Genomic DNA, 24,921 nt, shown 5'->3' with positions numbered 1-24,921 from the left:
TCGGCGCCGCGTATTCGTTCTGACCCGGCCGGGCCGCGTACGACCCGCGTCCACAAACCATTCCAGATCGTTCACCTTTTTATTTTTACATCGAAGCGAAACCTTTTTCGCGTGCGCGGGCATCAACGGAGTACGGAACCTCCTCCGCCACATCGAAAGGAAGCACGATGAATACTCACGCTGAACATCCACTCGCGCGCTGCGTCACCCTCCGCGTCATGGCCGGCGCGGCGACGCTGGCGACGGCGCTGGTCGCCTGCGGCGGCGGCGGCGACACCGCCACGCCACCCGTGGTCGTACCGCCGCCGGTCGTCGCCGTCACCGCGTTCACCCAAACGGCGCTGGTGGCGGACGGCGGCGGCGCCGCCCACACCGATCCAAATCTGGTCAACGCCTGGGGCATCGCCTTCAACCCGACCGGCTTCGTATGGGTCAACGACAACGGCACCTCGAAGTCGACGCTCTACGACGGCAACGGCGTGCCGCAATCGCTGGTCGTCAGCACGCCCGACGCGCCGACCGGCATCGTCTTCAACGCCACCCAGGACTTCAAGGTCGCGCAGAACGGCAAGACCGGCGCCAGCCCCTTCGTCTTCGCCAGCGAGAGCGGCACCATCTCGGCCTGGTCGCCCAGCGTCAATCCGACGGTGGCCGTCACCATGTTCGACGGCAGCGCCGGCGGCAACGTCTACAAGGGCCTGGCCAACGCCGGCTACCTCGGAGTGAATTATCTTTACGCCACCGACTTCCACAACAAGCGCATCGACGTCTTCGACACCAATTTCAACAAGGTCGCCCTGCCCGGCGGCTTCGTCGACGCCCAGCTGCCGGCGGACTATGCGCCGTTCGGCATTCAGGCTGTCGGCCAGCAGATCTACGTCAGCTACGCGCAGCGCCAGGCCAGCGGCGACGACGAGTCGCACAGCGCGGGCGCCGGCGTGGTCGACGTGTTCGACACGGCCGGCAATCTGCTCAAGCGCCTGGTCACGGCGGGCGCGCTCAATGCGCCGTGGGGCATCGCGGTCGCGCCGTCCAACTTCGGCACCTTCAGCGGCAAACTGCTGGTGGCCAATTTCGGCGACGGCAAAATCAATGCCTACGATGCGAGCAGCGGCGCCTACGCCGGCACGCTGGCCAAGGCGGACGGCACGCCGCTGGTGCTCGATGGTTTGTGGGGGATCGCGTTTGGCAACGGCGTCAATAGCCAGCCGGCCAATACGCTGTTCTACACGGCGGGACCGGGCGACGAGGCGCATGGCGTCTACGGCCGCATCGACATGAACCCGTGACACTGGACCGGCAGCGGCGAGGGGGCAGACTGCGGGCAAGACTGCGGCTCAAACCAGGGTCAGACCCCGCTCGAGTTCAGTGGCCGCAGTCGCTGCATGCCCGGCGGGGTCTGACCCCGACTCCACGCTGTCGGCCGCAAAAACTGCTCACACGCTGACGCGGGTTTTCAATTCCGCCACCGAGGCCCGCCAGTCGTCGTAATGTTCGCTGTCGGCCCACAGTTCGCGCAACTCGGACTGCTCCGACAACACGCGCTCGATCACGCGGTGCGCTTTTTCGGCCAGGTCGGGGCGCGCCTTCTGCGGCCGCTGCGCCACCCAGGCGTCGACGGCCGCGCTTTCCTCGGTGCGCTCGCCCCAGTGGCCTTGCAAGCGCGCGATGACTTCTATCGCCACCAGCGCCTCGGCCGCGAACGGCGCCTCCAGCACCGCGTCGGTGTGATCGAGCGCGTTGTTGAGGGTGTCCTCCACCGCGTCCATGTTTTTCAGCTCCTGTAAATCCTCCGCCCAGTCCAGCGCGAAGTCATTGCCGAAAGCGTCGACTGCCCAAGTTCCCATCGTGTTCTCCATTCAAAAATAAAAAAACCCCCGCCGCCCGTTACGGACCACGAGGGTTCTTCAAACGTCACATAAAACTCACTGCAAACTTACTGCATCGCGGCCAGCTTCTGCCACGTGTCGATCACCGAATCGGGATTGAGCGACATCGACTCGATGCCCTCTTCCATCAGCCACACCGCGAAGTCCGGATGGTCCGACGGCCCCTGGCCGCAAATGCCGATGTATTTTCCGCGCGCGCGGCAGGCCTTGATCGCCATCGACAGCAAGGCTTTCACGGCCGGATCGCGCTCGTCGAAATCGGCCGCCAGCAAGGCCATGCCGGAGTCGCGGTCCAGGCCCAGCGTCAGCTGCGTCAAGTCGTTGGAGCCGATCGAGAAGCCGTCGAAGTGGTCGAGGAACTGGTCGGCCAGCAGCGCGTTGGACGGCACTTCGCACATCATGATGAGGCGCAGTTCATTTTCGCCGCGCACCAGGCCATTCTTGGCCAGCAGCTGGACCACCTTCTCGGCCTGGCCCAGGGTGCGCACGAAGGGCACCATGATCTCGACGTTGGTCAGGCCCATGTCGTTGCGCACGCGCTTCATGGCCAGGCATTCCATCTCGAAGGCGCCGGCGAAATCGGCCGCCAGGTAGCGCGCCGCGCCACGGAAGCCGAGCATAGGATTTTCTTCGTCCGGCTCGTAGCGCGAACCACCGATCAGCTTTTTGTACTCGTTCGACTTGAAATCGGACAGGCGCACAATCACCGGTTTCGGCCAGAACGCGGCGGCGATGGTGGCGATGCCCTCGGCCAGCTTGTCGACGTAAAACGCCTTCGGCGAGGCATGGCCGCGCGCCACCGACTCCACCGCTTTTTTCAGGTCGGCGTCGATGTTCGGATATTCGAGGATGGCTTTCGGGTGCACGCCGATGTTGTTGTTGATGATGAATTCCAACCGCGCCAGTCCCACGCCGCCGTTCGGCACCGACTGGAAATCGAAGGCCAGCTGCGGATTGCCGACGTTGAGCATGATCTTGGTTTTCAGCGGCGGCAGTTCGCCGCGCGCCACTTCCGACACTTCCGTTTCCAGCAGGCCGTCGTAGATCTTGCCCTCGTCGCCCTCGGCGCAGGAGACGGTGACGAAGGTGCCGTCCTTGAGCACCTCGGTGGCGTCGCCGCAGCCGACGACGGCCGGCACGCCCAGTTCGCGCGCGATGATGGCCGCGTGGCAGGTGCGGCCGCCGCGGTTGGTGACGATGGCTGCGGCGCGCTTCATCACCGGTTCCCAGTTAGGGTCGGTCATGTCGGCGACCAGCACGTCGCCCGGCTGCACGCGTTCCATGTCGGCCGCGTCGTGGATCACGCGCACCGGACCGGCGCCGATTTTCTGGCCGATGGCGCGGCCCGACGCCAGCACCGTGCCGGTCGATTTCAGCTTGAAACGCTGCTGCGCGTCGGTCGATTTCTGCTGCGACTTGACCGTCTCGGGACGCGCCTGCAGGATATACAGCTTGCCGTCGCGGCCATCCTTGCCCCACTCGATGTCCATGGCCCGGCCATAGTGGTTCTCGATGATGACGGCGTACTTGGCCAGCTCCACCACTTCGGCGTCGTTGAGCGAATAGCGGTTGCGCATCTCGACCGGCACGTCGACGGTCTTGACCGAGCGGCCGGCCCTGGCCTCGCTGGTGAATTCCATCTTCAGCAGCTTGGAGCCGATGTTGCGGCGGATGACGGGCGACTTGCCCTTTTCCAGCATCGGCTTGTGGACGTAGAATTCGTCCGGGTTGACGGCGCCCTGCACCACCGTCTCGCCCAGGCCGTAGCTGGAGGTGACGAAGACCACGTCCTTGAAGCCGGACTCGGTGTCGATGGTGAACATGACGCCGGCCGCGCCCAGATCGGAGCGCACCATGCGCTGGACGCCGGCCGACAGCGCCACCTCGGCGTGGGTGTAGCCCTTGTGCACACGGTAGGAAATGGCGCGGTCGTTGTACAGCGAGGCGAAGACGTGCTTCATCGCGTCGAGCACATTGTCGATGCCGACGACGTTGAGGAAGGTCTCCTGCTGGCCGGCGAAGGAAGCGTCGGGCATGTCTTCGGCGGTGGCCGACGAGCGCACCGCGAACGACATTTCGGTGTCCGAGCCGGCCACCAGCCGGTCGTAATAGGTCTGGATTTCGGCGGCGAGGCGCGGCTGGAACGGCGTTTCGACGATCCACTGGCGGATGTCGGCGCCGGCCTTGGCCAGCGCGCGCACGTCGTCGATATCAAGGTCGGCCAGGCGGTCGGCGATGCGCTCGGCCAGCGGTTTGCCGCCGGCTACGCTATACGATAAAAAGTCGCGGAAGGCCTGCGCCGTGGTGGCGAAGCCGCCCGGCACGCGCACGCCGGCTTCGGCCAGCTGGCTGATCATTTCACCCAATGAGGCGTTCTTGCCGCCGACCGTTTCGACGTCGGTCATGCGCAAGTGTTCGAAAGCGGCGACGTAGACGGCGTCGCCGGGATTTTCCTGCTCCTTGATTGCTGCGTTGGACAAGCTGGTCATAATGACACCCTTACTGATGATAGAAATCTTCCCGCGAGGCGCAGACATCGTTTCTTGTTATTCTTGTCGTCGTGCAGCACAATCTAACCGTTGCGAGCCATTTTACAGCCTGCCGGACGAATTGACGATTCACAAAACTGAGCATATAAACAAATGACACACGCCTCTTCCCCGGACGCCGCCGACATCGCGCCCGTCGTCGCCCCGCTCATCGCGCCGGTCGTCGCCCATGATGCGCGCCAGCCCCTGCCGAGCGCCGCCCGCACCGTGTTCTTCGTCTCCGACGGCACCGGCATCACGGCCGAAACCTTCGGCCACTCGGTGCTGACCCAGTTCGAGCTGCGCTTCCGCCAGATCCGCATGCCCTTCATCGACACCATGGAAAAGGCCTACGACGCGGCGCGCAAGATCAACGAGGCCTATGCGGCCGACGGCCAGCGGCCCATCATCTTTTCGACGCTGGTGAAGGCCGAGCTGTCGAGCGTGATCCGGCAGTGCAAGGGCATGCACATGGATTTGATCCAGACCTTCGTCGCGCCGCTGGAGCAGGAGCTGGGCGTGAAATCGACCCACACCATCGGCCGCTCGCACAACATCGTCGACAGCGAGGAATACAAGAACCGCATCGAGGCGATCAATTTTTCGCTGGCCCACGACGACGGCCAGTCGCATAAGAATTTGTCGTCGGCCGACGTCATCCTGGTCGGCGTGTCGCGCTCGGGCAAGACGCCGACCAGCTTGTATCTCGCCATGCAGTACGGGATCAAGGCCGCCAACTACCCGCTGATCCCCGACGATTTCGAGCGCGGCAAGCTGCCGTCGTCGCTCTACCAGTACAAGTCGAAGATTTTCGGGCTGACGATCACGCCGGAGCGGCTGGCCGAAATCCGCAACGAGCGCCGCGCCGGCAGCAAATACGCGTCGCTGGAAAACTGCCGCTATGAAGTCAACGAGGCCGAGATTATGATGAAGCGCGAAGGCATACGCTGGCTGTCGTCGACCACCAAGTCGATCGAGGAAATCTCGACCACCATCCTGCAGGAGATCAAGCCGAACCGGCGCGAATACTAGGCGCCGCGCCGGTTAAAAGAATTCGGCCCAGTCCTTGAGCCAGGCGGGGAAATCCTGCACCGGCATCGGCTTGGCGATGTAGTAGCCCTGGGCGTAGTTGCAGCCCAGGCCCTGCACGAAGTCCCAATCCTGCTTGGTCTCGACGCCGACGGCGACCGAGCGCCGGTCCAGGCTGCGCGCCAGTCCCAGGCAGGAACGCAGCACGGTGCCGATGGCGCTTTTCTTCGAGGCGCCGTCGACGAAGCTGCGGTCTATCTTCAGTTCGGAAAACGGGATGCGTGCCAGCAGCTGCAAGTTCGAGCGCCCGGTGCCGTAATCGTCGATGGCCAGGCCGAAGCCGGCCATGCGCAGCCGCAGCAGGCGCTCGAGCAGGCGCGGGTCGGTGGTCAGCACGGCCGACTCGGAAATCTCGAAAGCGATGTAGGCCGCCTCGACATCGTGGCGCGCCAGGCAGGCGTCGATCTGCTCCATGAATTGCGGGTGGGCCAGGGTGCCGGGATCGACGTTGATGGAAAAGGAAATCGGGATGTTCTGGTCGTGCAGCGTGCGGCAGGCCGCCACCGTTTTTTCTATCATGGCCCAGTCGAGGAAATCGATGCGCTGGTTTTCCGCCAGCACCGCCATGAACGAGGCCGGCTCCAGCACGCCGTGCTCGGGGTGGCGCCAGCGCGCGAACATTTCCAGGCCTTCGACGCGGCCGCTGGCGAGCTCGATCTTCGGCTGGAAATAGGGATCGAATTCGCCGGCCCGCAAGCCGCGCGCCACCTCGTCGAAGGCGAACTGCGGCGCGGCCGCGCGCTGGGCCGGGGCCTCGGCCTGCGGCGCGTAATGGGCCAGCAACTCGGCCACCTTGGCGGCGGTGACCGGCTTGTCTATCGTGCCGAGCAAATGGGTGCCGTAGGCTTGCGCCAGCGTTTCCACCGACAGCAGCACCGTCGGCCCCAGCGCGCCGATGATGATGATGCCGGCCCGGCATTGCATGTCGGCCAGGCGGCGTATCAGTTCCAGCCCGTCCATGCCCGGCAACACCAGATCGATGATGCCGATGTCGACGGCCGGCGCCAGGCCGCCGGTGAAATCGCGCAGGGCGTTGTGGCCGTCCGGCACCTGCGTGATGTGGCCGGCGCCCAGCTGGGTCAACATCGCGGCCAGGGCCTCGCGTTGCAGCGGGTCGCCGTCGGCCACCAGAAAATGCAATTGCCCTATTTCCATCGAATCTCCGTGTTATACACGCGCTTATTTTGCTGATTTATTGTGTTAATTTTTGCAATGCGCGGTCTTACACGTGATTCTGCCTGAGTTGTTCAAAAAAGCATACAGCTGCACAAGCGGCAACGTTTAAAGATTCCACCTGGCCGGCGTGCGGGATCACCACCTGGTGCGTCGCCATGGCCAGCAGGTCGTCGGCCACGCCCTGCCCTTCGTGGCCGAACAGCCACGCCACCGGCTGGCGCAGGTCGACGTCGTACAGGCGCTGGGTGGCGTAGCCGCTGGTGGCCAGCGTGGGCACGCGCGAGGACGACACCAGCGGCGCCAGGTCGACGTTCTCGAAAATATCGAGCACGAAGTGGGCGCCCATGGCCGCCCGCAGCACTTTCGGCGACCAGCAGAACGCGGTGCCGGCGCTGCAAAACACTTGCTCGATGCCGGCCGCCGCCGCGCTGCGCAGGATGGAGCCGACGTTGCCGGGGTCTTGCACGTTATCGAGCAGCACCGACGACACGGTCAGCGCGTCCGGCACGGCGCGTTCCGGCGTGGCGATCAAAAACATCAGGCCGACGCCGTGTTCGACCTGGCTGACGGCGTGGTACAGCGCGTCGGGCAGCGCGGTCACGTGCGCGCGCTGGGCTTCGAGCTGGCTGACGATGTCCGCCACTTCCGGGTTGGCCAGCGCGCTCTCGCTGACGATGCACTGCTCCGGCATGCCGCGCAGCTGTATCCAGGCCTGGCACAGGTGGACGCCGTCGAGCAGCGTGCGGCCGGCCTTGCGGCGCGCCTGCGAACTGCCGGCCAGGTGTTTGAGGTCTTTGTATTGCGCGTTGTCGCGCGAGGTGATGGTTTTCATGCTCTTATGCGGCCCTGGCGGCGGCCAGCTCCAGGGCCTTGCGCACCGGGCCGAAGGAACGGCGGTGCACCGGCGAGGCGCCGTGGAGTTCCAGGCGCGCCAGGTGCAGCGCGGTCGGATAGCCCTTGTGCTGGTCGAAGCCGTATTGCGGATAGGTGGCGTGCAGCGTCACCAGGGCGGCGTCGCGCGCGGTCTTGGCGAGGATGGAGGCGGCCGATATGGAATCGACCTTGTCGTCGCCGCCGACGATGGCGATGGCCTGGATGGTCATCACGGGGCAGCGGTTGCCGTCGATCAGGGCCAGCGTCGGCACGGTGGCCAGCGCCTCGACGGCGCGGCGCATCGCCAGCATCGACGCGTGCAGGATATTGAGTTCGTCGATTTCCGCTTCCGAGGCGGAGGCGATGGCCCACGCCAGCGCGTTGGCCTTGATGACGGGCGCCAGCAAATCGCGTTTGGCCTCGGTCAGCTTTTTCGAGTCGCGCAGGCCGGCGATGGCGCGCTCCGGATGCAGGATCACGGCGGCCGCGAACACCTGGCCGGCCAGCGGCCCGCGGCCGGCTTCGTCCACGCCGCAGATGATCTCGTCGAGCGAGAATGGCAGGTCGTCAAACAAGCCGGGATAGATATTTTTCACGTTGATGCTTTCATTGTTCGGGCGCTGGCGTTGGGCGGAGCCGGGGACACCGGGGTCAAGCGCCCGCTTTAGGCCAGTGGCCGCAGCCGGCACCTTCAAAGAGGGTCCGACCCCGGTTCAGGCGCCGATAATTTTCAGGACCGCCGCCGCGCTTTCCTGCGCGCTGTTGCGCAACAGACTGTGGTGCATGTCGGTGAAGCGCTGCACCAGCCGCAGGCGGTGCGGCGCGTCGCTCAGTTGCCGCCACATGGCGTCGGCCAGCGCCGCCGGACTGGCGGCATCCTGCAACAGCTCCGGCACCAGGAATTCGCGCGCCAGGATATTCGGCAAGCCTATCCACGGCTGATAACCGAAGTGACGCAAAATCTGCCACTCCGCCGCCATCATTTTATACGCGATCACCATCGGCTTCTTGAACAGCGCCACTTCCAGCGACGCCGTGCCCGATGCGACCAGCACCGCGTCGGCGGCGGCGATGGCGGTGTGCGACTGGCCGTCGAGCAGCTGGATGTCGACGTCCTGCAAGCCCGCCTGCGCCACCAGTTCCAGAAAATACTGGCGCTGCTTTTCGCCCGCCATCGGCGCCACGAAACGCAGCGAGCGGTCGCGCTGCGACAGCAGCCTGGCCGCGCCGACGAAGGCCGCCGTGTTGTACTTCAACTCGGACATGCGGCTGCCCGGCATGATGGTGACGACGTTGGCGTCCTGCGGCAGGCCGAGGGCGCGGCGCGCGGCCGCTTCGTCCGGCACCAGCGGCACCAGTTCCGCCAGCGGGTGGCCGACATAGGTGACCGGCACGCCGGCGTTGCGGTAAATCTCCTCCTCGAAGGGGAAGATCACCAGCATGTGCGACACCGCCTTGATGATTTTCTTGATGCGGCCACCGCGCCAGGCCCAGATCTGCGGCCCGATGTAATGCACGGTCGGGATGCCGGCCGCCTTCAGCTGCATTTCCAGTCCCAGGTTGAAACCGGGATAGTCGGCGCCGATGAAGACCGACGGTTTCTCGGCGATCAGCTGGTCGCGCAGCGCGTTCTGTATGCCCTTGATTTCGCGGTAGCGCGGCACGATGGCCAGCAGGCCGCGCACGGTCAGCTTGTCCATCGGCCAGTCGGAGACGAAACCGTGGGCCATCATATGCTCGCCGCCGATGCCGTGCATGCGCGCCTGCGGCAGGTGCGGGCGCAATCCGGACAGCAGCCGCGCCGCCAGCACGTCGCCCGACGGCTCGCCGGCGACGACGGCAACCGAGATGCCGGAGCCGGAGACCATGCCAGTGCCTGCGCCGTCGCCAGCGCCGCTGTCAGCGGACGATGCCACGGGTGGCCGTGTCGAGGAACGTGCGCATGTAGCGGATCTGCTCGGCGGCGGCCGGCGTGGCCGCTTCTTCGGCGATCAGCGCGACCTTGGCCTCCTCCAGCGTCAGGCCGGAACGGTAGATCAGTTTGTAGGCGCTGCGGATGCCGTTGATCTGCTCGCGCGTGAAGCCGCGCCGTTTCAGGCCCTCGATGTTGACGCCGTGGGCCTGCGCCGGATTGCCGTTCAGGAGCACATACGGCGGCACGTCCTGGGTCAGGCTGGTGCTCATGCCGACAAAGGCGTGGGCGCCGATCTTGCAGAACTGGTGGACGTTGGCGAAACCGCTCATGATGACCCAGTCGCCGATTTCGACGTGGCCGGCCAGCTGCGCGTTGTTCGAGAAGATGGTGTTGTTGCCGACCTGGCAGTCGTGCGCCAGGTGGACGTAGGCCGAGATCCAGTTGTCGTTGCCGAGCCGCGTCACGCCGGCGTCCTGCACGGTGCCGGTGTTGAAGGTGCAGAATTCGCGGATGGTGTTGCGGTCGCCGATTTCCAGGCGGGTCGCTTCGCCGTTCCATTTCTTGTCCTGCGGCGCGGCGCCGATCGACGAGAACTGGAAGAACTTGTTGTCGGCGCCGATGGTGGTGTGGCCTTCGATGACGACGTGCGGACCGACGACGGTGCCGGCGCCTATCGTGACGTGCGGGCCGATGATGGAGTACGGTCCCACTTCAACGCTGGCGTCGAGCTGCGCGGCCGGATCGACCAGCGCGGTGGAATGAATCTTCGCCATGATTACTTCCCTGCGGGCTGACTGGCGTCGTCGGCGCTGCGGATGGTGCACATCAAATCGGCTTCGACCGCGACCTTGCCGTCGACGCTGCCGACCGCCTTGTACTTCCAGATGCCGCGCGAGACGCGCACGATTTCCACGTTCATCACCAGCTGGTCGCCCGGTTCGACGGGACGCTTGAAGCGCGCGTTGTCGATGCCGACGAAGTAGACGATGGAGTTTTCGTCCGGCTTGATGTCCATGGTCAGGAAGGACAGAATGGCCGCCGTCTGCGCCATCGCTTCGATCATCAGCACGCCCGGCATCACCGGCTTGTGCGGGAAGTGGCCGTTGAAGAATTCCTCGTTGACGGTGACGTTCTTGATCGCCGTGATGGTCTTGCCCGACTCCCAGTCCAGCACGCGGTCGACCAGCAGCATAGGATAGCGGTGCGGCAGGTACTGCTTGATCTGGTGGATGTCGAGGCATTTCTTAACGCAGGTCTCGGCGGCGATGGGGGTGGTGCTGGCGGGCGTGGTCGTGGTCATGATGGCTCTTCGCTTTTGTGGTCTTGATGTGTCAGTGTTTTAATGGTTTTTTCCAGCGCCCGGATCTTGTCGCGCATGGTGTCCAGGTTGCGCACGATGGCGGCGGTCTTTTCCCAGTCGGCGTTTTTCGCCAGCGGATAAAAGCCGGTGTACTGGCCCGGCTCCAAAATCGAGCGCGACACCATGCTGCCCGATGAAATGTGGACCCGGTCGGCGATGGTCAAATGGCCCAGCACCATGGCGGCGCCGCCGAAGGTGCAGTATTTGCCTATCCTGGCGCTGCCGGCCACGCCGACGCAGCCGGCCATCGCCGTGTGGGCGCCGATGTGGCAGTTGTGGCCGATCTGGATCTGGTTATCGAGCTTGACGCCGTCCTCGATGATGGTGTCGGCCAGCGCGCCGCGGTCGATGGTGGTGTTGGCGCCGATGTCGACGTCGTCGCCTATCATCACGCGGCCGGTCTGCGGAATCTTGATGTAGACCCCGCCCTCGTTGGCGAAACCGAAACCGTCGGTGCCGATCACGGCGCCCGAATGGACGATGCCGCGCGCGCCGATCTGGCAGCGGGCGTGGAAGGTCACGTTGGCGAAGAAGTGGGTGGCGGCGCCGATGACGGCGTCGCGCCCGATGTAGCAGCCGGCGTCGATGACGGCGTCCGCGCCGATGACGGCGCCCTCCTCCACCACCACGCGCGCGCCGATGTGGGCGCTGGCGTGGACCCGCGCGCCGGCGGCGACGACGGCGCTGGCGTGCACGCCGGCGGCCGGCACGATTTCATCGAGCGCGGCGAAGTACTGCGCCGCGCGCGCGAAGTAGACATAGGGGTTGGGGGTGACGATGCGCGCGCCGCTGTAGCCGGCCGCGATGAAGTCGTCGTCGGCCGCGGCGACGATCAGCGCGGCGGCCTGGCTGCGCACGGCCTGCGCGCGCAGCTTGCTATTGCTGAGAAAGCTGATGTGCGAAACGCCGGCGTCCGTCAGTGGCGCGATACCCGATACTTCCAGATTCGGGTCGCCCACCAATTGCCCGCCCAAGCGTTCGACCAATGCTCCTAGTCGAGTGCCCATCGAGGTTGTCCAATCTGTGTTTGATTATTTATCTTTATCCAGCGCCGCCAGCACCTTGTCGGTGATGTCGATGCGCGGGCTGGCCCAGACCGCGTCCTGCAATACGATGTCGAAGCCTTCGACGGCGGCCAGCTGCTTGATGACCTTGGTCGCCTTATCCGAAATCGCCGCCCGTTCCTCGTTGGTGGCCTGGTTCAGGTCTTCGTGGAATTCGCGCTGGCGGCGCTGGAATTCCTTGTCCAGCTCCAGGTATTCATGCTGGCGGCGGGCCCGTTCGGACTCGCTCAGGGCCGGCAAGTCCTTGTCGAGCTTTTCGGACGCCTCTTTCAGGCGTCCGGCCATCTCCTGCATGGCTTTTTCGCGGCCCTTGAACTGCTCGGCCAACTTTTCGCCGGCCAGCTTGGCCAGCTTCGACTCGTTGTAGATGCGCTCGGGGCTGAGCCAGGCGATGCGCGAGCCGGGCGGCGGCGGCGTCTGGGCCTGCACCGTCGCGATAGAACACCAGCCCAGCGCAAGCACGGCGACATATTTGCTCATCGTAGCGGATACCGTCTTCAACTTGATTCTCCGTGATTGCGGTGATGGATTAGAGAGTGGCATAACCATGCTGGACGCGCCCTGCCGCATCAGAAACCGGTACCCATCTGGAACTGGAAGCGTTCCAGGCGGTCGCCCGGCTTGGCGTTGAGCGGCTTGGCGTAGCTCAGCTTGAGCGGTCCGACCGGCGAAATCCAGCTGATGCCCAGACCCGTAGAATAGCGCAGTTGCGACGCGCGCATCTTTTCGCCTTCCTGGTAGACCTGGCCGCTGTCGACGAAGCCGAACCAGCGCAAGCTGCGGTCCGAACCGGAGCCGGGGAACGGCATCTGCAACTCGGCGTTGCCGATCAGGCGCTCGGGGCCGCCCAGCGCATCGAAGGTGGTCGGATCGACCGCGCCCAGGGACGAGCTTTCGTAGCCGCGCACGGAACCGATGCCGCCGCCGTAGAAGTTTTTGAACACCGGATACGGCTTGTCGCCGATGCCGTGGCCGAAGTCGATCTCGCCCTTCAGGGCCAGCGTGATCTTCGAGAACAGCGGCTTGTAGTACTGCTGCTCGTAGACCGCGCGGTAGTATTTGGAATTGCCGATCAAGTCCAGTTCCAGGTTGGCGCGCTGGTAGCGGCCGACGGTCGGCGTCAGCGAGCTGTCGCGGCTGTCGCGCGCCCACGCGGCCGTGAACGGCACCGCGTTGGTGGTGGCCGAACCGACGCCGTAACCGATGGCCGTGGGCGGCAGCGTGCTGCCGTTGATGTCGGCGACGTAGTTACGGAAGCGCAGCGGGCTCGACGAGTCGGTGTCGATGCGCGAGCGCTCCAGGCCGACCCCGAAGAAGACGGTGTCCGTTTCCGAGAACGGCACGCCCCAGCTGACGCGGCCGCCCTCCTGGCGGATCGTGTAGGAGCCGATGTTGAGGGCCGGCGGCTGCGTCGTGCGCAGGTAGATTTCTTCCGAGCGCGACACGCCCTCGTCCGTGTAATACGGGTTGGTGCCCGACAGCGCGATGGTGCGGCTGTACTTGCTGGTGTTCAGGTCGATGCCGACCGTGTTGCCGCTACCGGCGAAGTTGGCCTGCTGGATCGATGCCGACAGCGAGAATTTTTCCGACTGCGAGAAGGCGCCGCCGATCTGGAAGTTCCCGGTCGGCTTTTCGGTGACGGCCAGGTTGACGTCGACCTGGTCGTTGGTGCCCTGGGCTTCCGGGGTGTCGATGGTGACGTCCTTGAAGTAGCCGAGGCGGTCGACGCGGTCGCGCGAGAGCTTGATCTTGTTGGCGTCGTACCACGACGATTCGAACTGGCGGAATTCACGGCGGATCACTTCATCGCGCGTGGTGGTGTTGCCCGAGATGTTCATGTGGCGCACGTAGGCGCGCTTGCCCGGATCGATGAAGAAGGTGAACGACACTTCGCGCTTGGCGCGGTCGATGTCCGGGTTGGCGTTGACGTTGGCGAAGGCGTAGCCGAAGGTGCCGAGGCGGTCCGAGATGAACTTGTTGGTCGCCGTCAGGCGCTCGCCCGAGTAGATGTCGCCGCGGTGCAGCAGCACCAGCGAGCGCAGTTCCTCTTCGCGGCCGAACAACTCGCCCTCGAACTTGATGTCGGCGACCTTGTACTTCTCGCCTTCGCTGATGTTGATGGTGATGTAGATGTCCTTCTTGTCCGGGGTGATCGAGACCTGGGTCGATTCGACCTGCATCTCGATGTAGCCGCGGTTCAGATAGTAGGACTTGAGCGACTCGATGTCGCCGGTCAGCTTGGTCTTGGAATACTGGTCGGCCTTGGTGTACCACGAGAACCAGCCGCCCGAGTTCAGCGCCAGCGTGTCCTTGAGTTCCTTGTCGGAGAAGACCTTGTTGCCGACGATGTTGATCTGCTTGATCTTGGCGATGTCGCCCTCGTCGACCGCGAACGTGATGGTGACGCGGTTGCGCTCTATCGGCGTGACGGTGGTGGTGATCTTGACGCCATACAGGCCGTGCGACAGATACTGGCGCTTGAGTTCCTGCTCGGCGCGGTCGACCGAGGCCTTGTCGAAGATTTTCGCCTCGCCCACGCCGATGTCCTTGAGCGCCTTGACCAGCACATCTTTTTCGAATTCCTTGGTGCCGCTGAACTCCACCTTGGCGATGGCCGGGCGTTCCTCGACCAGCACCACCAGCACGTTGCCGTCTTTTTCCAGCCGCACGTCCTTGAAGAAGGTCGTCGCGTACAGCGCCTTGATGGCGGCCACGCTCTTCTCGTCCGTGAAGGTCTCGCCCACGCGCACCGGCAGATAGCTGAACACCGTGCCGGCTTCCGTGCGCTGGATGCCTTCGACGCGGATATCCTTGATGACGAACGGTTCGATGGCGAAGGCGTCGCCGGCGCAGAAGGCCAGGACGGCGGCGCCGATCAGGCTGCGGCGAAAGGAAGGCAGGGCAAAACGGTCAGAATATAATTTCATTGGGTATTCAATGGCTAAATCATTGGACTACATAAACGCAACGATGCGACGCGGCCGCCGAAGCATGCGGCCAGCGTCGTATTCAAGCTCACTTTTCAACGCTGTATCAACGCTGGTTTCAACGCTCGATTACAGCAGCCGGGTGACGTCGTTAAACAGCGCCAGTACGATCAGGGCCGCCAGCAGCCCGACGCCGAGACGGCGCGACATCTCCGCGAAACGCTCCGGCACGGGACGTCCTGTCAAAACTTCCAGCGAATAATACAGCAAATGGCCCCCATCTAAAACTGGAATGGGTAGCAAATTCATCACGCCCAGACTAATACTGATGAAGGCGACGAAGCTCAGATAAGGCACCCAGCCGACATGGGCGGCCTGGCCGGCGTAATCGGCGATCGTGATCGGGCCGGTGATGTTCTTCAGCGAGGCCTGGCCGACGATCATTTTGCCTATCATTTTCAGGGTCAGCGCGCTGGTGTCCCAGACCTTGCCGGCGGCCTTGGCGACGGCCGAAAACGGCGCCGATGCCACGTCGATCATATCCGGCGCCAGCGCGGGATAGACGCTGATCTTACCGACTGTTACAGTTCCTTTACCATCGAGGCTCTTGGCCGTGTCGGTCTCCGGCGTGACCGGCAGTTCCAGATAGCGGCCGGCGCGGCGCAGGCCGATGGTCACGGTCTTGCCGGCCGAGGCGCGGATGGCGGTGATGAAGTCGATGCCGTCGACGATGGCCTTGCCGTCCACGCTGACCATCAGGTCGCCGGCCAGCAGACCGGCGCGCGCGGCGGCGCCGCCGGGCAGCACCTGATTGAGCGTCGGCGGCGGTCGGGCCACGTCGATGCCGAGTTTTTCCAGCACGTCGCTGTCGAGGTCCAGCGCCGTCAGCACGGCGGCCGGCAGCACCACGCTGGCCTGCCCGCCCGCCGCGTGGCGCACGGCGATGCGCGCGTCGACGCGGTCGACGGCGGCCTGGATCACCTGCCAGCGCACGTCGGACCAGACTTCCACCTCATGGCCGTTGATGGCGGTGACGACGTCGGCGCCGCGCAGGCCGGCCGCGTAGGCGGCGCTGCCGGCGGCGACGGCGACTTTGCTCGACGGCTCGGCCACGCCGTGCATGTACAAGCCGGTGTAGAGCAGGATGGCGACGAGGAAGTTGGCGACCGGGCCGGCGGCGGCGATGGCGATCCGCGCCCACACGTTCTGGCGCGTGAATTCGCGCTTCAATTCCTCGGGCGTGAGCGCGCTGACGTCCTGGCCGCGGGCGTCGAGCATTTCGACGTAGCCGCCCAGCGGCAGCGCCGAGATGGCCCATTCCGTCTGGTCGGGGCCGAAGCGGCGCGACCACACCACCTTGCCCATGCCGACCGAGAAGCGCAGCACCTTGACGTTGCAGGCGCGCGCGACCAGATAGTGTCCCAGCTCGTGCAGCACGACCAGGGTGCCCATCGAGCCGATGAAGGCCAGCACCGTCGTCAGGAAGCTCATCGCATCATCCCGTTCAGGTAAGAGGTGGCCGAGGCCCGCGCCAGCGCGTCCTGCGCCATCACGACCGCGATGCTGTCGGCGGCGTAGTGCGGCACGGCGTCCATCACGTGGGCGATGACGCGGTCGATGTCGCGGAAGCCGATGCGGCGTTCGAGGAAGGCTTGCACCGCCACTTCGTTGGCCGCGTTCAGCAGCGCCGGCGCGGTGCCGCCGGTTTTCAGCGCGGCGAAGGCCAGCGCCAGGCAGGGGAAGCGCGCGTAGTCGGGACGCGTGAATTGCAGTGTCGCGATGGCGGTCAGGTCCAGCTGCGCCACGCCCGAGTCGATGCGCTCCGGGTAGGCCAGCGCGTTGGCGATGGGCGTGCGCATGTCCGGGTTGCCCAGCTGCGCCAGCACCGAACCGTCGACGTAGGACACCATCGAATGGATCACGCTTTGCGGGTGGATCACCACTTCGATCTGCTCGGCCGGCGCGCCGAACAGCCAGTGCGCCTCGATCACTTCCAGGCCCTTGTTCATCATCGTGGCCGAATCGACCGAGATCTTGCGGCCCATGCTCCAGTTGGGGTGCTTGCAGGCTTGCTCCGGCGTGACGGCGTCGAGCGTGTCGACGTCGCGCGTCAGGAACGGGCCGCCGGACGCGGTCAGCAAAATCTTGGCCACGCCGCTGGCGCCGGGCGCGCGCGCGTACGCGTGCGGCAGGCACTGGAAGATGGCATTGTGTTCGCTGTCGATGGGCAGCAGCGTGGCGCCGTTTTCCTGCACGGCGTCGATGAACAGCTGGCCGGACATGACCAGCGCCTCCTTGTTCGCCAACAAAATCTTCTTGCCGGCGCGGGCCGCCGCCAGCGACGGCGCCAGGCCGGCCGCGCCGACGATGGCGGCCATCACCGCGTCCACTTCGGGCGCGCTGGCGATGGCGCACAGCGCCGCCTCGCCGTATTCGACTTCGGTATTGAGGCCTTGCGCGCGCAGCAGCGCCGTCAGCTTCTGGGCCGAGGCGGCGTCGCCGACGACGGCGCGGGCCGGACGGAATTGCGCGCACTGCGCGGCCAGTTCGTCGACCCGGCTGTGGGCCGACAGCGCGTAGACGCTGTAGCGGTCGGGATGGCGGGCCAGCACGTCGAGCGTGGAAACGCCGATGGAACCGGTGGCGCCGAGGATGGTGATCTGTTGCATGGCGGTGTCCTTCAGAGCCAGACGCCGATCAGCGCCGCCAGGGGCAGCACCGGGATCAGCGCGTCGATGCGGTCAAGCACGCCGCCGTGGCCGGGCAGCAGGCTGCTGCTGTCCTTCATGGCGGCGCGGCGCTTGAGCTGGGATTCAAACAGGTCGCCGACCACGCTTGCGGCGACGATGACGGCGAGGATGGCGAGCGCGCCGGCCCAGCCGAAGCGCGTTTGCAAATGGACGGCGAAGGTGTCTTGCAGCCATGGCGCGGACGCGGGGGCGGCGATGGTCAGCGCCGACAGCGCCAGCACGGCGATGCCGCCGCCGATGGCGCCCTCCCACGATTTGCCCGGCGAAATGGTCGGCGCCAGCTTGCGCTTGCCGAAGGCCTTGCCGGAGAAGTAGGCGCCGATGTCGGCGATCCACACCAGCGCCATCACCGACAGCAGGTATTCAGGCGAATGCTGGAACAGGCGCACGATGGCGTAGAAGCAGCCGAACAGCGCGAACGTGAACGACAGGCTCAGCGCCCAGTTGGCGGGCGTGCCCAGCGCCGGCAGGCCGATGGCCAGCGAGGGCGTGAAGCGGATCAGCCAGAGCAGCACGCTGAGCGCGAACAGGGCGCCGATGATGCCGGCCGCGCCGCCAGCGACCAGGCCGGCCAGGAACACGACGCAGCAGACCACGCCGAACACGCGCGGCGCCGGGATGCCGAACAAGCGGGCCGCCTCCCACGCGGCGGCGCCGAAGAACAGCGTGGCCACCAGCGCGAAGGCGCCAAAGTTATTGAAGAACAGAACCGGCAACAAGACCGCCAGCAAGACCAGGGCGGTCAGAATCCGTGTTTTGAGCATCAGTTTGTCTTTTCAGCCAATTGGTCACCGGTGCGGCCGAAGCGGCGTTCGCGGTGCTGGTAAGACGCGATGGCCGCGTCGAGGCTCTCGATGGAAAAATCGGGCCAGTAAGTGTCGGTGAAAAACAGCTCGGTGTAGGCGAGCTGCCACAGCAGGAAGTTCGAGATGCGCTCTTCGCCGCCGGTGCGGATGAACAGGTCGGGCTCGGGCGCATAGGCCATCGCCAGGTGCGGCGCCAGCTGTTCTTCGGAAAAGTCGGTGGCGCCGGGATGGGCCGCGACCATCTTGTTGATGGCCTGCATGATGTCCCAGCGGCCGCCATAGTTGAAGCATACGGTGACGGTCATGCGCGTGTTGGCGGCCGTCTTGCGCTCGGCGGCGGCGATCATGCCCTGCAACTTGGCGTCGGCGCGCGACAGGTCGCCGACCACCTTGAGGCGGATGTTATTGGCGTGCAGCTTGGCCACTTCGCGCTCGAGCGCCGTGACGAACAGGCGCATCAGCAGCGACACTTCCTCTTCCGGGCGGCGCCAGTTTTCCGAACTGAAGGCGAACACGGTCAGGTACTCGACGCCGCGGCGGGCGCAGGCTTCGACGACGGTGCGCACCGCTTCGACACCCTTGACGTGGCCGGCGACGCGCGGCAGGAAACGTTTGGTCGCCCAGCGGCCGTTGCCATCCATGATGACGGCGACGTGGCGCGGCACTTTGGGGGCGTCCGGAACCGCAGTGGTGGAACTCGAATATTTCATGAAAACGCTAAAGCCAGTGAAAGTAGTGCAGTGTCACCGCGTGCACGCACGAGGTCAAGTCCCAAAAACGGCGAGGGCGGGTCCGCGCAAAGGCGGCGCCCCGAAGTCAGGCGGCCATCGGCGCCCTGCAGCCCGCTACTTCAGGCTCAAGACCGGGTCAAGACCGGGGGGCAAGACCGAGGGCAAGACCGAGGGCAAGACCGAGGGCAAGACCGAGGGTCTGACCCCGGCTTCGGCGGCGGCGGCGCATCCGCATCCGCAGCACCCGGAGCCCGGAACCCAGCGCCCGACAACCGCGCCGACTACACCGTCAGCACTTCCTTCTCTTTATCGGCCACCATCTTGTCGATGTCGACGATGAACTTGTCGGTCAGCTTCTGCACTTCGTCGGACGAGCGGCGCTCGTCGTCCTCGGAACAGGACTTGTCCTTGACCATCTTCTTGAGCGATTCATTGGCGTCGCGGCGGATGTTGCGCACGGCGATCTTGGCGTCTTCCGCTTCGCTCTTGACCAGCTTGACCATTTCCTTGCGGCGTTCTTCGGTCAGCGGCGGGGTCGGCACGCGGATCTGGTCGCCCTGCGACGAGGGATTCAAGCCGAGGTCGGCGTCACGGATGGCGCGTTCGATGGCGGCGGCCATCTTCTTTTCAAACGGCTGCACGCCGATGGTGCGGGCGTCGACCAGCGTCACGTTGGCGACCTGCGACAGCGCCGTCGGCGAGCCGTAGTATTCGACCATCACGTGGTCGAGGATGCCGGTGTGGGCGCGGCCGGTGCGGACCTTGGCCAGGTCGGCACGCAGGGTTTCGAGCGACTTGACCATGCGCTCCTGGGCGTTCTTTTTAACGTCAGCTAAGGACATTGCTGCTCTCCTGTCTATCGGGGTGAAATCTTGCTATAAAAATCAAACGTGTACCAGTGTACCCTCATCCTCGCCCATGATGACGCGCTTGAGCGCGCCCGGCTTGGTGATGGAGAACACTTTGATCGGCAGCTTCTGGTCGCGGCACAGCGCGAAGGCGGTGGCGTCCATCACTTGCAGGTGTTTGGAGATGGCTTCGTCGAAGGTGATCGACTGGTAGAGCGTGGCGTTGGGGTCTTTCTTCGGGTCGGCCGTGTAGACGCCGTCGACCTTGGTGGCCTTGAGGACGATCTCGGCGCTCATTTCCGAACCGCGCAGCGCGGCGGCGGTGTCGGTGGTGAAGAAAGGGTTGCCGGTGCCGGCGGCGAAGATGACGACCTTGCCTTCTTCCAGGTATTGCAGCGCTTTCGGGCGCACATACGGTTCGACCACCTGTTCGATGGCGATGGCCGACATGACGCGGGCGGTGATGCTGACGTGACGCATGGCGTCGGCCAGGGCCAGCGCGTTCATGACGGTGGCCAGCATGCCCATGTAGTCGGCGGTGGCGCGATCCATGCCCTGGGCGCCGGGTGCGACGCCACGGAAGATGTTGCCGCCGCCGATGACGATCGCCAGTTCCACGCCCAGTTGTGCCACCTCGGCCACATCGGCCACCATACGCTCGATTGTGGCGCGGTTGATGCCGTAGGGATCATCTCCCATCAGGGCTTCGCCGGACAATTTGAGGAGGACGCGCTTGTAGGCTGGTTTTGACATGAGCTGGGGCTCCTAAGTTGGGTTGATTCGGGACGGACTGCCGGAGTTCGGGCTAAAAAAACGGGCCTCGCGGCCCGTTTCAGATTACGCTCCTTTGGAAGCAGCCATTTGCGCGGCTACTTCTGCGGCGAAGTCGTCTTGTTTCTTTTCGATGCCTTCACCCACCACATACATCGTGAACGCTGTCACGGTGGTGGCTTTTTCTTTCAGCATCTGCTCGATCGATTGCTTGTCGTTTTTGACGAAAGCCTGGTTCAGCAGCGACACTTCTTTCAGGTACTTCTGTACCGAACCTTCGAGGCGCTTGGCCAGGATTTCCGGCGACTGAACGGCCTTGCCTTCGGCGGCGGCCTTGACGGCATCTTCTTCGGCCTTCAGCTTGGCGACCGAACGTTCTTTTTCGATCAGTTCGGCAGGCACCTGGTCCGACGACAGCGACACCGGCTTCATGGCGGCGATGTGCATGGCCACGTCTTTACCGACTTGCTCGTCCGCACCGTTGAAGTCGACGATGACGCCGATACGGGCGCCGTGCAGATAGGAGGCCAGCTTGCCGGTCGTTTCAAAACGCTGGAAGCGGCGGATCGACATGTTTTCGCCGATTTTACCGATCAGCGCGGCGCGCACTTCGTCCAGGGTCTTGCCGTCGAGCGGCAGCGCCAGCAAGGCGGCGACGTCGGCCGGGTTGTGCTCGGCGACCAGGCGCGCGGCGTTGTTCGCCAGGGCCAGGAAGTCGTCGTTTTTCGCGACGAAGTCGGTTTCCGAGTTCACTTCGACCAGGGCGCCGATGCCGTTGGCGATGAAGGTCGCGACCACGCCTTCGGCGGTGATGCGCGACGATGCCTTCGAGGCCTTGCCGCCCAGCTTGACGCGCAGGATTTCTTCCGCACGGGCCATGTCGCCATCGGCTTCGGTCAGTGCTTTTTTGCATTCCATCATCGGTGCGTCGGTCTTGCCGCGCAGTTCGCCTACCATCGCTGCTGTAATCGCTGCCATGTGTTTCTCCTGTATTCGGTGTGTATGTTTCGGCCTGGGGCGGCTCGGTGTATTACTTGAAGCACCAGCCAGCAACGCCATCCGTTTGCCTTAAAAAAAAGGGGGAGCTGCTGCCACCCCTTTTTTCACTGTGCCCTATCTTACGATAGAAACGATATTAAGCCTGTTCGCTGACTTCGACGAATTCGTCGCCGGCGCCGGCCTTGATCATTTCAACGACTTCGTTACCGGCAGCCGCACGGCCTTCGAGGATGGCATCAGCCACGCCGCGGGCGTACAACATGATGGCTTTCGAGGAGTCATCGTTACCTGGGATCACGTACTGCACGCCTTCTGGCGAGTGGTTGGTATCGACCACGCCGATGACCGGGATGCCCAGTTTTGCCGCTTCGGTGATCGCACCTTTGTGGTAGCCGACGTCGACGACGAAGATAGCGTCAGGAACGCCGCCCATGTCCTTGATGCCGCCGATCGATTTTTGCAGCTTGATCATTTCGCGTTCGAACATCAGGCCTTCTTTTTTCGACAGCTTCTCGATCGAACCGTCTTCGATCATCGCTTCCATGTCTTTCAGGCGCTTGATCGAGGTCTTGATCGTTTTGAAGTTGGTCAGCATGCCGCCCAACCAACGCTGGTCGACGAAAGGCACGCCGGCACGGGCCGCTTCGGCGGCGATGATTTCGCGGGCCTGGCGCTTGGTGCCGACCATCAGGATCGTGCCGCGGTTAGCCGCGACTTGCTTGACGTGAGCCATGGCTTCTTGATACATACCCATCGTCTTTTCCAAGTTGATGATATGAATCTTGTTGCGGTGACCGAAGATGAACGGTGCCATCTTTGGGTTCCAGAAACGGGTTTGGTGACCGAAGTGGACACCGGCTTCCAGCATTTCGCGCATTGTTACGGACATTATTAACTCCAGGGTTGGGTCTGGAATCCGATCAGTCACCACATGGGCACCCTTGTCGACCGGATTCGCGTTATTTAAAATTTACTTATCACTCATCAAATTGCGCACCAAGCCAGAGCCTGGTCACAACATTGCTCAAAGCGAGTTCAAGCAACCCGAGATTCTACCTCACAAAGCCGCATCGATCAAGTCTTAGCTGCGCTTTGCCCCTCCCTCCGCATTTCATTCCCATGGACAAGCTGTGCGCGACACCGAACAGAGATAAAAATCAAACTGAATGAAAATAAAACCTAGGCAAAAAGCAAATTCGATAGCATTTTGTACTATCATTCGGACAATAAAAATTACTTATTGTTAACGTTGAATTGAAGAACAATATTTAATAAGTAGTCGTACCTCTGAAAGAACACCATGCTGACCGCCCTTGCCCTGACTTTAGCCACGCTCTCGACCGTCAAACCCAGTTGCTCCTGGGACCACCCCGGCGTCAATCCCTACACCGGCGGCACCACGGCGGCGCTCGACCGCTACACCGACATCCCGCTTGACGAGCGCATCGCGCTCCAGCACCGCATCGAGCGGCACGAGGCGGACGACACCGTCAGCATCAAGCGCGACAGCATCAGCGGCAAGCAAGACTACGATCCCGTCATCCGCGACATGCACTTCGGCGCCGCCTCGGTGTGCTCGACCGTCACGCGCGCCAAATGGGCCGACAGCCGCGACGAGGCCGGCGCCGTTTATTGCGCCAAGGACCATTGCATTCTGGTGCCGCGCATCTGCGGCAACGTCAGCCGCATCACCCGCCGCGCCATCCCCAACGCCGCGCTGCTGGCGCCCCCGGCGGCGCCGCTGTTCATGCCGCGCCGCCTCAGCGACCGACTGACCAATACCGACCTGGGCCTGGTCGACGCCGACGACCCGGCCGTCACCGACGAGGACATGATGCGGCAGCTGGAACGGCGCATCGCCCGCACGCTGGCCAGCCTCAATTCCACCGTGCCGGAAGACGACATCGCCGGCGTCCTGCCGACGCTATTCGACGGCCCGCCCACGGCGGTGCTGACTGTGGCGACGCCGGTACCGGAAGCGGACACCTGGGCCATGTTGCTCGGCGGCCTGGGCCTGCTGGCCCTGGTCCGGCGCCGCGCACGCGCGCCCCGCTAGGCCGCGCCAACGCGCGGGGCAGGCTGCGCGCCGACCCGGCCGTCGCGCGGCGAACTGGCGGCCAGACGAGGCGCGCGCCGCCTCCCCCTCCCCGCCGCGGACGTCCGCCCGTCACCCCACCGCGCGCCGATTACAGCAATGGCCCGGTCTCGTTTATAATTTCGGCATAGATGCGGTGCATCGCGGACCCGGCGCCAGTCGCCGGCCGGTCCGCGAACACCGCTACCCACCGTTTACTCTGCTGATTGCGACCCACTATGTCTATTTCCATCAAAACCGCCGAAGATATCGCCGGCATGCGCGTCGCGGGCCGCCTCGGTTCCGAGGTGCTGGACTACATCACCCCCTTCGTCAAGCCCGGCGTCACGACCGGCGAGCTGGACCGCCTGTGCCATGAATACATGGTCAACGTGCAAGACACCATCCCGGCGCCGCTGAACTATTGCCCGCCCGGCTACACGCCGTATCCGAAGGCGATCTGCACCTCGGTCAACGACGTCATCTGCCACGGCATCCCCGGCGACAAGGTGCTCAAGAGCGGCGACGTGGTCAACCTCGACATCACCGTCATCAAGGACGGCTACCACGGCGACAACAGCCGCATGTTCTTCGTCGGCGAGCCGTCCATCCTGGCGCGCCGCCTGTCGGAAGTGACCTATGAATGCATGTGGCTGGGCATCTCGAAAGTCAAGCCGGGCGCCCACCTGGGCGACATCGGCCACGTGATCCAGCAACACGCCGAAAAAGCCGGCTACAGCGTGGTGCGCGAATTCTGCGGCCACGGCATCGGCAAGATCTTCCACGAGGAACCGCAAGTGCTGCACTACGGCCGCCCCGGCACGCTGGAGGAGCTGAAGGCGGGCATGATCTTCACCATCGAGCCGATGATCAACGCCGGCCGCCGCGACATCCGCGAAATGGGCGACGGCTGGACCATCAAAACCAAGGACCGCAGCCTGTCGGCCCAGTGGGAACACACCATCCTCGTGACCGAAACCGGCTACGAAGTGCTGACCACGTCGGCCGGCACGCCGCCGCCGCCGGCCGCGCTGCTGCCGGCCGAGCACGCCGCCGCCGTCGCCGCCAGCGCGGCCATGGAGCCGTTCCCGACCGCCGCCGTCGCGGCCTGAGGCCACCGT

The 24,921-nt window shown here is 64.4% G+C and carries 23 protein-coding genes; 4 read left to right on the top strand and 19 right to left on the bottom strand.

Annotated features, from left to right (window positions below):
• Positions 1-167 precede the first annotated feature (167 nt).
• Positions 168-1,289, top strand: a complete 1,122-nt coding sequence (locus Q0S71_RS24310; RefSeq protein WP_296001456.1) for a TIGR03118 family protein — start codon at positions 168-170, stop codon at positions 1,287-1,289.
• 147 nt (positions 1,290-1,436) lie between these two features.
• Here Q0S71_RS24310 and Q0S71_RS24305 read toward each other — a convergent pair whose 3' ends face one another.
• Positions 1,437-1,847, bottom strand: coding sequence for a DUF4259 domain-containing protein (locus Q0S71_RS24305; RefSeq protein ID WP_296001454.1), 411 nt, complete (start codon positions 1,845-1,847; stop codon positions 1,437-1,439).
• A gap of 89 nt (positions 1,848-1,936) precedes the next feature.
• Complete coding sequence (ppsA, locus tag Q0S71_RS24300; protein WP_296001452.1) at positions 1,937-4,378, bottom strand: phosphoenolpyruvate synthase; 2,442 nt, start codon at positions 4,376-4,378, stop codon at positions 1,937-1,939.
• A 267-nt stretch (positions 4,379-4,645) separates the two neighbouring features.
• Between ppsA and Q0S71_RS24295 the strand changes: the two genes are divergently transcribed.
• Positions 4,646-5,449, top strand: a complete 804-nt coding sequence (locus Q0S71_RS24295) for a pyruvate, water dikinase regulatory protein (RefSeq protein ID WP_367185335.1) — start codon at positions 4,646-4,648, stop codon at positions 5,447-5,449.
• A 12-nt stretch (positions 5,450-5,461) separates the two neighbouring features.
• Here Q0S71_RS24295 and Q0S71_RS24290 read toward each other — a convergent pair whose 3' ends face one another.
• From Q0S71_RS24290 to rpsB, 17 genes are all read right to left on the bottom strand, one after another.
• Complete coding sequence (locus Q0S71_RS24290) at positions 5,462-6,661, bottom strand: EAL domain-containing response regulator (RefSeq protein ID WP_296001448.1); 1,200 nt, start codon at positions 6,659-6,661, stop codon at positions 5,462-5,464.
• 67 nt (positions 6,662-6,728) lie between these two features.
• Positions 6,729-7,514 (bottom strand): RNA methyltransferase, encoded by a 786-nt coding sequence (locus Q0S71_RS24285; RefSeq protein ID WP_296001446.1) that lies wholly within the window; start codon positions 7,512-7,514, stop codon positions 6,729-6,731.
• Between the two features lie 4 nt (positions 7,515-7,518).
• Positions 7,519-8,151, bottom strand: a complete 633-nt coding sequence (rnhB, locus tag Q0S71_RS24280; protein WP_296001444.1) for a ribonuclease HII — start codon at positions 8,149-8,151, stop codon at positions 7,519-7,521.
• 117 nt (positions 8,152-8,268) lie between these two features.
• A complete protein-coding gene (lpxB, locus tag Q0S71_RS24275) occupies positions 8,269-9,423 on the bottom strand; it encodes a lipid-A-disaccharide synthase (protein ID WP_296001442.1) in 1,155 nt (384 codons plus the stop codon).
• Positions 9,424-9,454: 31 nt separating this feature from the next.
• Positions 9,455-10,243 (bottom strand): acyl-ACP--UDP-N-acetylglucosamine O-acyltransferase, encoded by a 789-nt coding sequence (lpxA, locus tag Q0S71_RS24270; protein ID WP_296001439.1) that lies wholly within the window; start codon positions 10,241-10,243, stop codon positions 9,455-9,457.
• A 2-nt stretch (positions 10,244-10,245) separates the two neighbouring features.
• Complete coding sequence (gene fabZ, locus Q0S71_RS24265; RefSeq protein WP_296001437.1) at positions 10,246-10,770, bottom strand: 3-hydroxyacyl-ACP dehydratase FabZ; 525 nt, start codon at positions 10,768-10,770, stop codon at positions 10,246-10,248.
• Positions 10,767-11,837: a UDP-3-O-(3-hydroxymyristoyl)glucosamine N-acyltransferase gene (gene lpxD, locus Q0S71_RS24260; RefSeq protein ID WP_296001435.1), complete on the bottom strand. Its 1,071-nt coding sequence runs from the start codon at positions 11,835-11,837 to the stop codon at positions 10,767-10,769. Before lpxD ends, fabZ begins: the two co-directional genes overlap by 4 nt.
• Positions 11,838-11,861: 24 nt before the next feature.
• Positions 11,862-12,395, bottom strand: coding sequence for an OmpH family outer membrane protein (locus Q0S71_RS24255; protein ID WP_296001434.1), 534 nt, complete (start codon positions 12,393-12,395; stop codon positions 11,862-11,864).
• A 68-nt stretch (positions 12,396-12,463) separates the two neighbouring features.
• Positions 12,464-14,821, bottom strand: coding sequence for an outer membrane protein assembly factor BamA (bamA, locus tag Q0S71_RS24250; RefSeq protein WP_296001432.1), 2,358 nt, complete (start codon positions 14,819-14,821; stop codon positions 12,464-12,466).
• A 129-nt stretch (positions 14,822-14,950) separates the two neighbouring features.
• The gene (rseP, locus tag Q0S71_RS24245) at positions 14,951-16,312 is read right to left on the bottom strand and encodes an RIP metalloprotease RseP (RefSeq protein WP_296001430.1); all 1,362 of its coding nucleotides are present in this window, start codon (positions 16,310-16,312) and stop codon (positions 14,951-14,953) included.
• On the bottom strand, positions 16,309-17,490 hold the full coding sequence (gene ispC, locus Q0S71_RS24240; RefSeq protein ID WP_296001427.1) for a 1-deoxy-D-xylulose-5-phosphate reductoisomerase: 1,182 nt from the start codon (positions 17,488-17,490) through the stop codon (positions 16,309-16,311). Before ispC ends, rseP begins: the two co-directional genes overlap by 4 nt.
• Before the next feature lie 11 nt (positions 17,491-17,501).
• Entirely contained in the window at positions 17,502-18,335 is an 834-nt protein-coding gene (locus tag Q0S71_RS24235) for a phosphatidate cytidylyltransferase (RefSeq protein ID WP_296001425.1), read from the bottom strand.
• On the bottom strand, positions 18,335-19,087 hold the full coding sequence (uppS, locus tag Q0S71_RS24230) for a polyprenyl diphosphate synthase (protein WP_296001423.1): 753 nt from the start codon (positions 19,085-19,087) through the stop codon (positions 18,335-18,337). The genes Q0S71_RS24235 and uppS overlap by 1 nt, the downstream gene beginning before the upstream one ends.
• Positions 19,088-19,389: 302 nt before the next feature.
• Positions 19,390-19,950: a ribosome recycling factor gene (gene frr / locus Q0S71_RS24225; protein ID WP_296001421.1), complete on the bottom strand. Its 561-nt coding sequence runs from the start codon at positions 19,948-19,950 to the stop codon at positions 19,390-19,392.
• Positions 19,951-19,992: 42 nt separating this feature from the next.
• A complete protein-coding gene (gene pyrH / locus Q0S71_RS24220; RefSeq protein ID WP_296001418.1) occupies positions 19,993-20,709 on the bottom strand; it encodes a UMP kinase in 717 nt (238 codons plus the stop codon).
• 84 nt (positions 20,710-20,793) lie between these two features.
• Positions 20,794-21,705, bottom strand: coding sequence for a translation elongation factor Ts (tsf, locus tag Q0S71_RS24215; RefSeq protein ID WP_296001416.1), 912 nt, complete (start codon positions 21,703-21,705; stop codon positions 20,794-20,796).
• A gap of 157 nt (positions 21,706-21,862) precedes the next feature.
• A complete protein-coding gene (gene rpsB, locus Q0S71_RS24210) occupies positions 21,863-22,615 on the bottom strand; it encodes a 30S ribosomal protein S2 (protein ID WP_296001414.1) in 753 nt (250 codons plus the stop codon).
• 411 nt (positions 22,616-23,026) lie between these two features.
• On the opposite strand from rpsB, the gene Q0S71_RS24205 reads away from it, so the two are divergent.
• Positions 23,027-23,782 carry an MHFG family PEP-CTERM protein gene (locus Q0S71_RS24205; protein WP_296001411.1) on the top strand — a complete coding sequence of 252 codons (756 nt, stop codon included), beginning with the start codon at positions 23,027-23,029 and terminating at the stop codon, positions 23,780-23,782.
• 257 nt (positions 23,783-24,039) lie between these two features.
• Complete coding sequence (map, locus tag Q0S71_RS24200; protein WP_296001410.1) at positions 24,040-24,912, top strand: type I methionyl aminopeptidase; 873 nt, start codon at positions 24,040-24,042, stop codon at positions 24,910-24,912.
• Positions 24,913-24,921 lie beyond the last annotated feature (9 nt).

The sequence above is a fragment of the Rugamonas sp. genome (assembly GCF_025354735.1).
GTDB lineage: Bacteria > Pseudomonadota > Gammaproteobacteria > Burkholderiales > Burkholderiaceae_D > Rugamonas.
This window is presented reverse-complemented; position numbering and strand designations above follow the sequence as displayed.